Origin of the sequence: Lentzea atacamensis, from assembly GCF_003269295.1 — a bacterium.
Lineage (GTDB): Bacteria > Actinomycetota > Actinomycetes > Mycobacteriales > Pseudonocardiaceae > Lentzea > Lentzea atacamensis.
This window is the reverse complement of record NZ_QLTT01000006.1, coordinates 300,518-313,879: the sequence shown is the minus strand read 5'-3', so window position 1 is coordinate 313,879 and position 13,362 is coordinate 300,518. Positions and strand designations below refer to the sequence as shown.

At 66.1% G+C, this 13,362-nt stretch carries 13 protein-coding genes, 1 tRNA gene and 1 pseudogene; 7 read left to right on the top strand and 8 right to left on the bottom strand.

Translation table 11 applies throughout. The annotated features are described in order from the left end of the window. Positions 1-125 precede the first annotated feature (125 nt). The 3 genes from C8D87_RS48695 to C8D87_RS27215 all read left to right on the top strand — a co-directional run bounded on the left by C8D87_RS48695 (position 126) and on the right by C8D87_RS27215 (position 1,544). Positions 126-248: a hypothetical protein gene (locus tag C8D87_RS48695; RefSeq protein ID WP_255353474.1), complete on the top strand. Its 123-nt coding sequence runs from the start codon at positions 126-128 to the stop codon at positions 246-248. Then, positions 245-1,348: an ATP-grasp domain-containing protein gene (locus tag C8D87_RS27220; protein ID WP_233442311.1), complete on the top strand. Its 1,104-nt coding sequence runs from the start codon at positions 245-247 to the stop codon at positions 1,346-1,348. The genes C8D87_RS48695 and C8D87_RS27220 overlap by 4 nt, the downstream gene beginning before the upstream one ends. 119 nt (positions 1,349-1,467) lie before the next feature. Continuing rightward, positions 1,468-1,544, top strand: a tRNA-Leu gene (locus C8D87_RS27215). Between the two features lie 204 nt (positions 1,545-1,748). Here the strand turns inward: C8D87_RS27215 and C8D87_RS47990 are convergent. Beyond that, positions 1,749-2,003, bottom strand: a complete 255-nt coding sequence (locus tag C8D87_RS47990) for a zinc-binding dehydrogenase (RefSeq protein ID WP_233442337.1) — start codon at positions 2,001-2,003, stop codon at positions 1,749-1,751. Positions 2,004-2,255: 252 nt separating this feature from the next. Between C8D87_RS47990 and C8D87_RS47985 the strand changes: the two are divergent. After that, positions 2,256-3,056 (top strand): annotated as a pseudogene (locus C8D87_RS47985) (MrcB family domain-containing protein). A gap of 45 nt (positions 3,057-3,101) precedes the next feature. Further along, positions 3,102-3,299, top strand: a complete 198-nt coding sequence (locus C8D87_RS27195; protein WP_112228863.1) for a hypothetical protein — start codon at positions 3,102-3,104, stop codon at positions 3,297-3,299. Positions 3,300-3,466: 167 nt separating this feature from the next. On the opposite strand, the gene C8D87_RS27190 is transcribed toward C8D87_RS27195, so the two are convergent. The 5 genes from C8D87_RS27190 to C8D87_RS27170 form a co-directional block, all read right to left on the bottom strand. Beyond that, a complete protein-coding gene (locus C8D87_RS27190; protein WP_112228862.1) occupies positions 3,467-4,924 on the bottom strand; it encodes a toll/interleukin-1 receptor domain-containing protein in 1,458 nt (485 codons plus the stop codon). 36 nt (positions 4,925-4,960) lie between these two features. Further along, positions 4,961-5,647 carry an HD domain-containing protein gene (locus C8D87_RS27185; RefSeq protein ID WP_112228861.1) on the bottom strand — a complete coding sequence of 229 codons (687 nt, stop codon included), beginning with the start codon at positions 5,645-5,647 and terminating at the stop codon, positions 4,961-4,963. 317 nt (positions 5,648-5,964) lie between these two features. Next, on the bottom strand, positions 5,965-6,642 hold the full coding sequence (locus C8D87_RS27180) for an SDR family NAD(P)-dependent oxidoreductase (RefSeq protein WP_112228860.1): 678 nt from the start codon (positions 6,640-6,642) through the stop codon (positions 5,965-5,967). Further along, a complete protein-coding gene (locus C8D87_RS27175) occupies positions 6,639-7,379 on the bottom strand; it encodes an inositol monophosphatase family protein (RefSeq protein ID WP_170166601.1) in 741 nt (246 codons plus the stop codon). Before C8D87_RS27175 ends, C8D87_RS27180 begins: the two co-directional genes overlap by 4 nt. Before the next feature lie 99 nt (positions 7,380-7,478). Continuing rightward, positions 7,479-8,432: a lysyl oxidase family protein gene (locus C8D87_RS27170; protein WP_233442310.1), complete on the bottom strand. Its 954-nt coding sequence runs from the start codon at positions 8,430-8,432 to the stop codon at positions 7,479-7,481. A 112-nt stretch (positions 8,433-8,544) separates the two neighbouring features. Here C8D87_RS27170 and wecB point away from each other — a divergent pair, with 112 nt between their 5' ends. Continuing rightward, complete coding sequence (wecB, locus tag C8D87_RS27165; protein WP_233442309.1) at positions 8,545-9,684, top strand: non-hydrolyzing UDP-N-acetylglucosamine 2-epimerase; 1,140 nt, start codon at positions 8,545-8,547, stop codon at positions 9,682-9,684. On the opposite strand, the gene C8D87_RS27160 is transcribed toward wecB, so the two are convergent. Together C8D87_RS27160 and C8D87_RS27155 are read right to left on the bottom strand one after the other, a co-directional pair. Further along, positions 9,573-10,853 carry an NAD(P)/FAD-dependent oxidoreductase gene (locus C8D87_RS27160; protein ID WP_112228857.1) on the bottom strand — a complete coding sequence of 427 codons (1,281 nt, stop codon included), beginning with the start codon at positions 10,851-10,853 and terminating at the stop codon, positions 9,573-9,575. The two genes, wecB and C8D87_RS27160, sit on opposite strands and share 112 nt — an antisense overlap. Next, positions 10,853-11,677 carry a glycosyltransferase gene (locus C8D87_RS27155; protein WP_112228856.1) on the bottom strand — a complete coding sequence of 275 codons (825 nt, stop codon included), beginning with the start codon at positions 11,675-11,677 and terminating at the stop codon, positions 10,853-10,855. The genes C8D87_RS27160 and C8D87_RS27155 overlap by 1 nt, the downstream gene beginning before the upstream one ends. Before the next feature lie 269 nt (positions 11,678-11,946). Here C8D87_RS27155 and C8D87_RS27150 point away from each other — a divergent pair, with 269 nt between their 5' ends. Continuing rightward, entirely contained in the window at positions 11,947-13,359 is a 1,413-nt protein-coding gene (locus tag C8D87_RS27150; protein WP_233442308.1) for an exopolysaccharide biosynthesis polyprenyl glycosylphosphotransferase, read from the top strand. The last annotated feature ends 3 nt before the right edge of the window (positions 13,360-13,362 follow it).

Below are 13,362 nucleotides of genomic sequence, written 5' to 3'. Positions count from 1 at the left end.
TTAAGCGCCCAATCGGAGTAAAGCTTCGGGGGTCGCCTTGACATTGCGTTACGTGAACCAGAGACTACCGCTGGTGCATCACCTGAATGCGTGATTCGCCTGTGTGGGGAGAGAGGTGATCCGCGATGTCTCTCGAGGAGCTGGCCGCACAGCTTCGTCGTGGCGAGATCGAGGACCCCGCGTTGGCGCAGTACGCCGCAGAGTACGCGCAGGCGGGGAAGAGTTTCCGCAGCAAGAAGGACGATTGAGCAGGTCGGCTGACGGGCGGGTGCCGGGAGCCCCGTCCGAGGCTGCCAGGCCGTTGCTGCTGCAGGGCCAGGACTACCTCTTCCGCTCGCCGCCCAAATGCCTGGACTTCCAGGAACAGGTGCACCGCCTCGGCATGGTCGACGAGGGCGACGGCAATCCCCAGCCCTGCGTGCTGGTACTCGCCCGCGCCGCCGACATGGAGATGAACGAGCTCTCCATCGCCCTGGCAGAACGCGGCATCCGCATGGCCCGCATCGACGCCGACCGCTGCGTCGACCTGCCTCTGTCGGTGTACACCGACCAGCCCCTGATCGAGCTCGACCGCTGGCTGCTGCGCCCACTGCTGGTGTGGCGCCGCCACTTCGAGCTCTCCGCCGTGCCGGTCGAGCCCGGAACCCTGGCCGGCGCCTATGCAGTCGATCAATGGGCCTCAGTGGCCAACTGGCTGTCTTCACGCTCCGACTGGGCTCACGTGAACCCTTCGCGCTTCTCGACCCATCTGGACCGTCTGACGCAGCTTTCCGACGCCTCTTCTTTCGGCTTGCGCGTGCCACGCACGGCCGTGACGACGCGTCCGGGCCGTACGCGCCCCGGCGGCGGCCGTTGCATCGTGAAGACAGCAGGCCGCCACCTCCTCGAACCGCGCCCCGGCGTGCAGCACGGCCTGTTCCCGCGCCCGCTCGAAACGTCGCGCGCCTCAGACGCGCCCGAACCCGCCCCGGTGCTCGTCCAGGAGTACGTCCCGTCCGACACCGAGCTGCGCGTGTTCGTGGTGGGGGAGCGGTGCCTGGCTTATCAGGTGGACAAGCTCGACCCGGCCCAGCTGTGGGTCGACCCCGACGCCGTCCGCGTGACGCCGACCTCGATCTCGTCCTCCCTGTCCGACCGCCTGCTGGCCCTCGCACGGCACTGGCGCGTGCAGGTGGCCGCGTTCGACCTGCTCGTGACAGGCAACGACCACGTGTTCCTGGAGATCAACGTCAACTGCGACTGGCGCTGGTTCGAGCACCGCGCGGGCGACAACTCGGTCTCCGCGGCCGTGCACGACTGGGTCGCCCTGCGCTTCAAGGAGCTGCTCGGAGCGGGGAGGGCACGCTGATGTTCGGGGCCGTTCGATGCTTACCGGGCTGGTCGCTCTAGTCCAATTCGCTGGGCCGTGCGGGCGAGAAAAGACCATCCGCTCACACAAGCCGACGATCAAGGCCTAGGCTCCCCGTCGCCCCCGTAGCCCAATCGGTAGAGGCAGGTCCCTTAAAAGGATCACAGTACGGGTTCGAATCCCGTCGGGGGCACCATCTGTCATGTGGTGCCTGAACAGGCGTTTTGTGGATCTCAGGCAAGGCTTCGGCGATCCTTTCGGCGGTACCCGCTACCTCCGATGGTGCACTGAGGGAAGCCGGAGAGTAATCAGAAGTTGATCATGATCATCGTTCAGGTGGACGCTGAGCTGAGTGATCTTGAACGGGTGTCGTAGCAGCAGGTCAGGGCCTCGTCCAGGTTCATCGCCACGCCTTGCGTTTGGGTGTCCTCGGATGGCGAGCTTGTTTGGCCCCGGCGTGTCGCGCGGTGTGGCCTTCGTCACGAGGTTTCGTTTCGAACCGCGACCGCGACCTTGCCTTTGGCGCGCCCCTTCTCGATGTACGCCATGACTTCGTGGTCGAGGCGAAGGGGAACACCCGGTCCACGACCGGCTCGATGACGCCCGCGTCGACGAGCGAGGTGATCTCGCGCAGCTGGGGGCCGTTGGCTCGCATGAACAGGAACGAATAGCCGACCTGATGGCGCTTGGCCGCCGTCCGGATTCCGTGGCTCAGCACGCGCGTCGCCGGGCGCAGGATCCACGGCCCATCTCCCGGGCGAAGTCCGGGTCGGGCGGGCCGGAGATGGAGCGGGAGCCCGGAAATCACTCGATCGGGTAACACCTGGGCGGGTCAGGCGCGATCATGTGGTGACTGGTCGTGTAAGCGATCGGCCTCAAGCCGTCGGGAGGGTGGTGGCCCGTTCCCATGCGTGTGTTTCTGCGTGACGTCCTGTTGCTCCAGCCTGAATGGGACTCGGAAAACACGCCTGCCATGCAGGAGCGGGGCCGCTTGCTCGGGCAGGACCTGGCGGGCTGGCTGCGCGAGCACCTGCCGGCACTCACGCGGAACGCACCGATCGAGATCGACGACTGGAACGTTCATCCGAGTGACGGCGCGGGGAACAAGAACGTGATTCCGTGGGTCCGGGTGCACTCCAGCAGTCGCTCGCCCAAGGCGACTCTCAGGTGGTACGTCGTCTACCTGTTCGAGGCACAGGATCACCGCGCCTACCCGGCGTTGATGCAGGGTGCCAGCGAGTGGAAGAACCGCGAGGCCCAACCTCGACCTCGGTGGCTGCTCCGTCAGCGCGCGCAGGCGATGCGCAAAGCGTTGGAGCCCTGATTGCTCGCGCGTCCAGACCTGGTCGAGAAGATTGAGCTAAATGCGCGCAAGTCGAACCTTGGACCGGCCTATGAGGCAGGGACGGTTGTCGCTTTCGAGTATTCGAGAGACGAGCTACCTACTGACGAGGTGCTCTTCGACGACCTGAGTTTCTCGTGTCCGTCCTCGGTCGTCTCTACGAGCTCGGGCCGGATGCGATCGAACTCGCAGGAGACCTGGCCCCTGAGACCGCGGACGTCGTTGGGCCACCGCCGAGCGATCAGCGGGCAGGGCTCGGCGTGGGCAAGGCCTTCGCCTCTCCGCGGCGGACCGTGTCGCGATCGAACGTCGAGCCGTTGCCGTGGCGACGAGTTACCTCACGGAGCAGGGCTACGAGGTTCTTGACGTTGGGGCGACCGAGTCTTACGACCTCGGTGCGGCGAGGAACGATTGTACGTCGAGGTGATGGGCACCACGACGACGTGGGCGAGCAGCCGCTCCGAGATCATCGTGACGAAGAAGGAGGTTGACCTTCGCCTCCGTGAGTACCCGAACAACATGCTGTTGATCGTCAGTCAGATCGTGCTCGACCGCTCCGCCACTCCGCCGTCGGCATCGGGTGGCGAGCTGCGGGTCATTCACCCGTGATCGGTCAAGCCGTCGAACCTGACACCGGTGAGTTATCGGTACCTCGTGGGGGAGTAACGCACATTGTCATGCACAGGTCAGCTCGGCGTAGTGGGGATGTGCAGTCGGATGGCTGGGATGCACGTGCGGGGATATACATCTGCAAACGCGAAATTGCCGCGACGCCGTCATGGCTGAGGACCGGTTCGAACCTTCCGCACGACAATGTCAGCGAACTCGCGGGGTGACACCTTGTCGGCGGACAGGTATCCGATGGTCGGGTTCAATCCAGGAATCTCCACGTGTTCCAGAAAGTAGGGCAGGAGATATCCCTGGCGCTGCCTGTTCATTCGTGCCAGGACGGCCTTCCACTCCCAGTTGCCAGCCCAATCCGACTCCAGGAAGGATCTCGAGAGGACGGCAATTGCGAACCTGCTTCGCTCGAAGTATATGTCCTGAAGCAGGATTGCGAGGTCTTCACCGAGGAGGTCGTGCCTGAAGTCGGTATCGAAGAAGACGCGCAGGCCCGCTGAGACCAGATGATCTCGAATCTCTCTCGCCACACCGCGGTCCGGGCCTCCGAACGAGATCACGACGTCGAACCTCTTGCGGGCTTGCATGCTTCGCATCAGCTTTTTGTACTCCGTCACATCGAGGCCGCTTGTCAGGAGGTCTCGTGCCAAAAGGTGCACATTGAGCAGTGCCAACGATGACGCCCAAGAACTGACTTTGCCGTGCGACGGGCCGTGCCAGCCCTGTTCTGAGCGGTCAAACGACTCGATCAGTCGCGCGGATATCTGAAAGTTGTGACTCGATTGCACGCCGCCCCAACGCCTTGTGCAAGCGTACAGGATGGGTGTCCATGTCACCGAATGCCAGCGAGGTTGAAGGTTGTTCTGCACGTACTTGTCGGAAATCTGCAACGCGCCGGCTTCGTCGACAAGGTTCGAGATCAGTCGGGTCTTGTTCTCAAGATAGCGATTTGCTGACTCCTTGTTCAGCCTGCCTAATCGGAATATTCGGTCCAGTGCTGATACTGCCAGGACTGCATCGGTAGTTCCCGTGGTGGCGGTGGACGCTATGTGAAGCAGATACTTTGTGGTCAACCGCATCGGTTCCCGTACGCTTTCGGTGTATGGCACGCGGTGGCGAATCAGGCGCTCGAACAGTAGAACTGGATAGAAGGCGAACACTGGATCGTTGAAGTCGCCGTCGCGCAGTGGCCATGAACCATCAAGACGATTCTGCAAGGCAAGTAGATTCTTCAGTCCATTCGTGAAGTTTGCTGAACGCAAACGACGGTCGTCTGCGCTCTTGGCGATTCCGTGGAGTACTTGAGCAAGCGACCAGCATGTCGTGCCGTCACCCGGATGCTCGTCGTGGCCCCGTAACTGTCCTTCGCTTGTGAGCAGCAGATAGCCGAGCTCGCGCACGTGCTGTTGCAGTTGAATTGGGACGCAAGGAATGGAGGCCACGCCGTTCAGCACGGCTCCGGCGGATGCGGAGGAATGCTGTCTGCGGCCGAATTGACCCGCTTCAAACCTTCCGTCGTCGAGCAGGCATCTGTCGAGCACTGATAGGCAGACGTCCTGAAACGAGTGGACGGAGAGTAGTTCCGAGGCGACATCCTGAACTGCTTGCAGCATGGCGCTCCTTAGCGACAAGCTGGGCCCGGCTGAGTGTTACGAGCGTGCTTCCCATTCGTCGAAGAACTGCTGGAGGTAGGTCTCCATGAAGGCGTGCCGCTTGGTTGCAAGGTTCTTCGCGGCCTGTGTGTTCATGCGGTCCTTCAGCAGGAGAAGCTTCTCGTAGAAGTGATTTATGCTCGTTCCCTGGTGGTTCAGGTACTGTTCAGTCGTCGAATGGTAGGCAGCAGTGGTGGCAGGATCGTGTATCGGGCGTTCCCTGGTCCCGCCATAGGCGAAGCAGCGAGCTACCCCGATTGCTCCCACGGCATCCAGCCTGTCCGCGTCCTGAACGCACTTTCCTTCAATGGTCAGCGGCTTCGTTTGCGTCCCTGCACCCTTGAAGGAGATTCCGGCGATGTTGCTCGCCACGAGTGTGGCCAACTCTGAACTCGCGCTCTGTTCGAGCAGCCAACGCTCGGCTTCTCGTGCTCCCGACATGTCGTCGCCGGTAAATTTGAAGTCTTTGACGTCGTGGAGTGCTGCGATCAACTCCACCGCTTGAAGGTCGGCATCTTCGGCTGCCGCCAGCCGCTGCGCCATCTTGAATACGCGGACAACATGGTGCGGATCGTGGCCAGACGTGTCGCCGCCCAACTCTCGGAATGCGTGGTTCAGGGCAGCTGCAACGAGTGGTGTGGAGACGTCGACGTCGGGCAGGTACCTTGATTTGAGATCCGTCATGGTCGGAGTGTACGCAGTTGCCGAGCGATTGCCGCGATGCAGCCCATGTTGCTGTCCGCAATGGAATACTGATACTGAATCTTTGCACTCCGAAGGCGTGGTCATGAGGCCTCTTGCCTCACGAACTGGGCCGTGCAACAAATGCGGTCAACCATTTGGGTGAATGCTGGCTGCGTCAGCTTCAACGGCAGCAGCTGTCATGTCGAACCGATGCCAGCACATCCGTTGTGAGCCTGGCCGTGAGGAATGACGCAGCTATCGCGCGGGAGCTGTGCCAGGCTGCTCTCAAGTGAGGACACAACCCCAGCCACAACGGCCTACCAGGTCGGGCGGGATGTCACGCCACCGTCCACCACGAGGTCGTGGCCCGTGATCCACGACGCGAGCTCGGAAGCCAGGAAGACGCACGCGTTGCCGATGTCCTCCGGCGTGCCCAACCGACCCAACGGCGCCGCGGCCTCCCACCGGGCAACACCTTCCGGCCACTGCTCGGAGATGCCGGGTCGGGCGATCAGTCCGGGCGACACCGTGTTCACGCGGATGCCGCGCGGCCCGTACTCCAGCGCCGCCGCCCGTGCGTGCATGATCAGCGCGGCTTTCGAGGCGCTGTAGTGGGCGTGGCCAACAGCCGGATGCGTGCCCTCGATCGACGCGATGTGCGTGATCGAGCTGACCTGATGCCGCGCCGCGGCCTGGGTGACGGCGAACGGGGCCGTCAGGTTGGTGTCCACAACGGACTGCCACTGCCCGGTTGTCATGTCCGGCAACGGTTCCACGGGCTGCACGCCCGCGTTGTTGACGACTGCGTCCAGTCGGCCGTGCACACCGAAGGCGTTGGAGACCACGCGGTCAGCCGATGTGCGCAGGTCGCCGTCCGCAAGGCCGCGGTGGCGAACGACCAGAGCGCCCGCAGCCTCGAAGCGTGCCGCGATGCCCGCGCCGATCGTGCCGCCGGCGCCGGTGACCAGGACGACCCTGCCGCTGAGATCGATCACGTGACGATGCCCTCCAGTCGCTCGGCGAGCCACGAGACGACCTCACCACGGCCCGCCACGAAGCCGTCGCGCCCGACCTCGACGAACTCCCCGCCCGCCGCGCGGACGAGGACTGAGCCCGCCGCCACGTCCCACGGGTGGATGCCGAGGTTCGCCGCCGCGTCCGCCCTGCCCGCGGCGACCCAGGCGAGCGACAGCGCGGTCACGTAGACGCGGCGCACATCTGCGACGGCCATCAGTTCGGCCAGCAGCTCCATCTCGCCGCGGTAGGGGCTGCCGGGCAACGGGATGTCGGTCAGCACGAGTGGTCGTGGGCTCACACCCGGAGTGATGGTCAGGCCGGACGAGCGGACTTCGAAAGGCACGCCCACCGCGGCTGTGAACAGCTCGTCGCGGAACGGGTCGAGCACGCAGCCCGCGACCAACGAGCCGTCGACGGCCGCCGCCACTGAGATGCACGACAGCGGGAGGCCGCGCACGAAGTTCCGCGTGCCGTCGATCGGGTCGACGTACCAGGTGATCCGCGCGGAAGCCGAGCCGAGCTCCTCGCCGACGACGGCCGAACCGGGAACACCGCCGACGAGAGCCTGCCGCAGGAACGCCTCGACTTCGAGATCAGCCGAACTGACCTGGTCGAACGTGCCCTTCGCCGCCACGTCGACCCGAACCTCGTGCAGCAGCTTGGCGGCGTTCACGCACGACTGCGTGGCCAGTGCCAGTAGATCCCCAGGAGTCACGGGGTCCATTGTCATCTGTCGCGAACACGGCTGGACGACTCCGGGCCGAGCAGCTCGGCCTCCAGGCGGTCACGTAGGACATCGGCCGACTCCGGCGGATCAGCCCCACGGCTCCTTCGCGCACCGAATCTTGCCGGGACAGCTGCGCAGCAGCTTCACGACGGGCGGCCGGGTGATCTGCGCCGGTGCGTGGGTGGCGCCGCGCGGCCACTTCACCGAGATGGCCATGGACGACGCGTTGTTGTCGTAGTTCTTCTCCAGCAGCACGCGGTCGGGGTTCGCGACCGTGACCACGTCGTAGATCCCGGAGGCGACACGGGTGATGTCGAGCCACTGGAACTCGACCTGGTACTTGTAGTCGTCGCCCTTGCCGACGGAGATCCCGAAGAACACGTCCAGCGCGGCCGGGTTGTGGTGCTCGCACTTGTGGCCGTTGAGGGCGTGCGCGAGTGCGCCGGTGTGGCTCTCGCGGCTGCCCGGGAGGTGGGCCAGCGATCCGGCGTCGACGCTGGTGTAGCGGTCGCCGAGGCAGAAGCCGTTCTTGCGGTCGGTCACGACGGTCTCGCCCGACGGTGTCCGCAGCTGGAAGTACTCGAAGCCCATCAGGTGCCAGTGCTGGTGGGCCGCCGCCGGCTCGTAGTACGCCCAGGCGGGCGTGTGGTGCTGCGCCTCGGCGAACGTCATAGGGATCGGCCCGTCCACTTCGGACTGGATCGCCTGGCGAACGGCCATGCGCGGCTGGGCGGTGCTGTCCCGGTGAGCGTGCACGAGGAACGGGCCGTCGCCGATGTTGTCCACCGATGTGGTGAACCTCAGGCGCACCGCCTTGATGTCGCCCGCCGCGACGCAGGGGCCACCCGGTGAGGACGGGTCGGTCACCATGCAGACGTCCCAGGCCACGCATTTGCCTGCGTCGCCGTCGTACCCGCCTGGGCAGCCCACGGGAGCCTGCCTGAGGTCCGGCAACATCGGAGTGGCGGCGGCGTGTGATGACGCGGTGAGTGCGGAAGCGGTGATCGCGGCGATGACCACCGCGACAGATCTCTTGAACACCGTCACACATTAATTGCGCGGCAACGGCTTCTGCTGCCAGTGACACCGGAGCGTCACCCGATCGACTGACACGCCAACAGAAACCGGGCCGTCGAGAACTAGGGTGCGGCCGGTGAAAAGAGGCTCCGTCACCCTGGTGTGCGGCACGCGGCCGGAACTGATCAAGCTCGCTCCGCTCATCCGCCGGTTCGGCGAGAACGCCGCGGTCGTCTACACAGGACAGCACTACGACACGTCGATGTACTCGCGCATCCGCCAGGACATCGCGGAACCGGGCAGCTTCGTCGAGCTGGGCCTTGGCGGTGGACGCCGGGGTGCCCAGCTCGGCAACGCCGTGGCGGCACTGGACGCGCACTTCGCCGCAGAACCACCCGATGTGGTGATCGTGCAGGGCGACACCACCTCCGCGCTCGCGGGCGCGTTGGCCGCCAACGCGAACGACGTGCCGCTGGTGCACGTCGAGGCCGGCCTGCGCAGCTACGACCGCGCCATGCCGGAGGAGCACAACCGGGTCGCCATCGACCACCTCGCCGACCTCTGCTGCGCGCCGACGCCGATCAACTTCACCAACCTGGTCGCGGAGGGCGTCGCCACGGACCGGATCACAGTCACCGGCAACACCGTGGTGGAAGCGTTGGAGGAAGCGCTGCCCAGCCACGACGACTCGCTGCGGCTGATCTCCGGGCTCGGGCTCCGCGCCGACTCCTACGTGCTCGCCACGATCCACCGGCCGGAGAACGTGGACTGCCGGGAGAACCTCGGGACGATCCTCGGCGAGCTCGTCCAGCTGCCGTTGCCGGTCGTGCTGCCCCTGCACCCGCGCACCGCGAAGCAGGTCGCCGCCTTCGGTCTCGGCCGGTTGCTCGCCGGGCTGCACGTGCTCGAGCCCCAGTCGTACAAGGACTTCCTGTCACTGGCTCGCTGGGCGGCCGTGCTCGTGTCCGACTCCGGTGGCGTGCAGGAGGAGGTCAGCGTCCTCAAACGGCCGGTCATCGTGGTCCGCCGCAGCACCGAACGGCCCGAGATCGAGGGCACGTTCGGCACGCTCGTGCCGCCGGGCCCCCGAGTGCGGGCCGAGGTGCTCAAGTGGCTCGACGACGTGAGCGGGCACCGCACCCGGCTGGCAGGCATCGCCTCGCCCTACGGCACCGGTTCGCCGTCCGGGCTCATCGAGGCCGCGGTGCGCAGGATGATCTCCGACACCCGGTTCGCCAGTCCCACGCTGGAGTTCCAGCTCGTCACCGAGGGGTAGACGTGAGCCGTGGTGGCGAGCAGCAGCGGCGTGCCCGTCACCTCGATCGCCGGTCGCTGCGCGAGATAACCCACCGGGTACACCGGTTCCACGAACGGGGCGCGGAAGACGTGCACCTCCTCGACGTCCAGCCCGGGGTGCAGTGACCGCAGCTGCTCGGTCCACCGTGCCGCGATCGTGCGCTCGTCCTCCTGGAACAGCGGCGAATCCCGGTCGGTGTAGCGCATGACGTACGCGAAGTGCCGTCCGTCGACCGGCCCGGTCAGCGGCGACATCTCGACGACGCCGTCGAACTCCGTGCCCGAGCGCAGCACCGGTGCCCAGTAGTGGCCGGACAACGGTTGCCGCAGCACGAACAACGCGTTCACGACGCCCTGGTACCGCAGGTTCACCTGTGGCAGCAACGGTGCCAGCTTGGCGTCCGCCACCTGCCGCAACGCGGGCAGTGGCAGGGTGGACACGATCCGGTCGGCCTCGATCGTCTCGCCGTCGAGCTCGACCGACCCGTTCCGCAACACCCGGACCGGTGCGGACGTCCGCACGATCCCGCCGTGCGACTCGATCGAGGCCCTCAGCGCGTCGATGATCGTCTTGTAACCGCCGTGAGGATAGCCGCGCACGGCGACGTTGCGCTCCCTGCCCAGCCGCTGCCACAGGTACAGCGCGGGCACGTCACCGAACGCCGCACCGAACTTCGACCCGAACAGGGGACCGAAGAGGTCGCGCCAGACCCGGTCCCCGTACAGGCCGCGCAACCAGTCCTCGGTGCGCAGGTTGTCGAGGTCCTTGCCCTTGCCGAGCCGGCGGAGCAACAGCGACACCGCGCCGAACCGGACCCGGTCGACAACACCCAATGCGGTGAACTTCAACAGATCCAGCGCCGAGTTGAACGGGTAGTGGCGGCCCTCGACGATCATGCCCATGCTGGTGCGTTCCCAGCGGACGTGGTCACGCAGCCCGACTTCTTCCAGCAGGGCAAGCAGATCGTCGTCGCTGGGCATGACGCAGTGGTAGAAGCGCTCCACCCACCGGTCGTGCCACGGGAAGAACGTGCCGAGACCGCCGAGCTGGCCGGTGCTCTCCAGCAACGTCACGGGCGTGCCGGCGCGGGCGAGCCGGTGCGCCACGGCGAGGCCGCAGATGCCGCCGCCGATCACCACGGTTTGCATCACAGCTCCCGGTACGGAGCCGGGGTGAGCCGGTCACGCGCCAGCAGCCGGACGTACTGCACGATCGTGCGGCGCAGCTTCAGCTTGCTGGGCCCCTGTTTGCGGTCGTAGCGCAGCTCCAGCGGCACCTCGGTGATCACCGGGTGGCAGTGCCTGAGCTTGAGCAGCAGCTCGACCATGCAGGCGAAACCGCGTTCCTCGACGAGTCGTTCGCCCCAGTGCGTGCTGGCGCGGGTGAGCAGGCTGACCCGGTAGGCGCGGAAGCCGCTGGTGAAGTCGTGCACGTCGACGAGCCCGAGCACGCGGCGGAACAGCACGGCCGCGCCGCGCGACAGCATCCTGCGGAACAGCGGGGCGGTCTTGTCGTCACCGCCGTCGACGAACCGCGAGCAGATCACCACGTCGGACCCGGCGATGATCTCGTTGCCCAGCTTGGTGATGAGCGAGGGGTCGTGCGTGTCGTCGGCGTCCATCACGACGATGAAGTCGTCCTCATCGGCGTCGCCCAGCGCGGCCCGCAGTCCTGTTTGGACGGCCTGGCCGAGGCCGAGGTTCACCGGGTGGCGGACCAGCCGGACGTCCAGCCCCGCCGCCTCGGCCACGTCACCGGTCCCGTCCGACGACCCGTCGTCGACGACCCACACCGTGACCTGCTCGGTGCGGGCGACCTCGGCGATGCGGTGCAGCAGCGACGGCAGCGATGCCGCCTCGTTGTAGGCGGGCAGCACGACGTGTGCGCGACCCCGGACCGGTGTCGCGACTGCCGTCGCGGGTCTCGGGCCGGCCGTCGGCGAGGTGCGGACCTCGCGTCCGTCGACTGTCATCGAACCCCCATTTCATCGAGTCTCAGTGCGGCGGCGAGAATTATTCGCACGCCTGGCCGTAAATTTCGGTCAGCCCCCCCGGCTGTGTTTTGCTCATGGCAGGGGGATTGGAAGGCCTAGCTGATTCCGGATGTAATTCGAAAGGGGTACGAGTGTTCCTCGAACGGGTGACGAGATGGCTCGCTGCCAACATTCTCGGAACATTCATTGCCCAGATGACCTCGATCGGGTGATCTCGAATGAGACAAAGCGCTGAGGTGGAGTCGAGCGTGGGTCTTCCCCTGGAAGAGTGGTTCCCCGGCGAGCTGACCGCCCCGATGGCGCCAGTGCGTGACGACGTGCGGCCACGAAGTCTGCTCGGCCGGGTCAACGGGGTAGCAGTGCTGCTCGTCCTGGTGGATCTGACCGCACTGCTCGTGATGACGATCGGCGGCGGCATGGCCGCGCCGGTGGCGTTCGTGCTCGCGAGCGCGCTGCTGGGCGTCCGTGCGTCCGGGCGGATCTACCGCAGACGGCTGATGCTGTCGTGGCTGCAGGACCTGCCGCGCTCACTCGCCACGACCGCGATCGCGTTCGCCGCGGTGAGCGTCGCGCTGCTGGCCGCCGGCTGGCCGCCGGAGGTGCTGCTGCAGCTCAAGGTGGGTGTGGTCGCCTTCACCGCGGTGGGGGAGCCGGCGAGAGCGGCGGTGTTCGCGTTCGGGCGGTGGTGCCGTCGCCGGTTCGACCGCTGCGACCGGACCATCGTGATCGGCGCGGGTCAGGTCGGTGCGGACCTCGCCGAGGTCATGCTGCGCCATCCCGAGTACGGCCTGCGCCCGGTCGGGTTCATCGACCCCGAACCGCCGGGCGACCGGAAGCTGCCGGCCGATCTCCTGCACGACGACCTGGCGACGGCGATCGACAGGCTCGGCGTCGGCACCGTGGTGATCGCGTTCTCGCACGCCGTCGACTCACCTCTGGTCGACGCGGCCGTGACCGCGCACCGGCTCGGCTGCTCGACGCTCGTGGTGCCGCGGATGTTCGAGCTGCACCAGGACGGGCCGGACGTCGAACGGCTGCGCAGCTACCCGTTGCTGCGGCTGAGCACGGCGCCGACCGCCAGGCCGACGTGGTGGATCAAGCGCCTGGTGGAGCGGTCGCTCGCGCTGCTCGCACTGGTCCTGCTCTCGCCGGTGATCGGGCTGTGCGCGCTGGCGGTGCTGCTCGAGAGCGGCCGGCCGATCATCTTCAAGCAGGTCCGCGTCGGCATGGACGACCAGAAGTTCGTGATCTACAAGCTGCGCAGCGTCCGGCAGACCGGGGTGGACGACTCGGACGTCCGGTGGTCGGTGGTCGGAGACTCGCGCGTCGGGCCGGTCGGCGGGTTCCTGCGCCGCACCTCGCTCGACGAACTGCCGCAGTTGTGGAACATCCTGCGCGGCGACATGTGCATCGTCGGGCCGCGGCCGGAAAGGCCGGGTTTCGTTCGCCAGTTCTCCGCGATCCACGAACTATACTGGGCCCGCCATCGGGTCCCCACCGGATTGACCGGGCTCGCCCAGGTCCACGGATTGAGAGGTGACACCTCGATCGTGGACAGATCTCGGTACGACAACTACTACATCGCAAATTGGTCGCTGTGGCTGGACGTCAAAATCGTGCTGTTGACAGTGGGTGAGCTGTGTTGCCGAGGGAATCGCTGACAG

Bases quoted from the DNA above. Each gene is read 5' to 3' on its own strand.
- C8D87_RS48695 (WP_255353474.1), top strand. From the start codon at position 126: ATGTCTCTCGAGGAGCTGGCCGCACAGCTTCGTCGTGGCGAGATCGAG.
- C8D87_RS47990 (WP_233442337.1), bottom strand. From the start codon at position 2,003: ATGCGAGCCAACGGCCCCCAGCTGCGCGAGATCACCTCGCTCGTCGAC.
- C8D87_RS27190 (WP_112228862.1), bottom strand. From the start codon at position 4,924: ATGCTGCAAGCAGTTCAGGATGTCGCCTCGGAACTACTCTCCGTCCAC.
- C8D87_RS27185 (WP_112228861.1), bottom strand. From the start codon at position 5,647: ATGACGGATCTCAAATCAAGGTACCTGCCCGACGTCGACGTCTCCACA.
- C8D87_RS27160 (WP_112228857.1), bottom strand. From the start codon at position 10,853: ATGCAAACCGTGGTGATCGGCGGCGGCATCTGCGGCCTCGCCGTGGCG.
- C8D87_RS27155 (WP_112228856.1), bottom strand. From the start codon at position 11,677: ATGACAGTCGACGGACGCGAGGTCCGCACCTCGCCGACGGCCGGCCCG.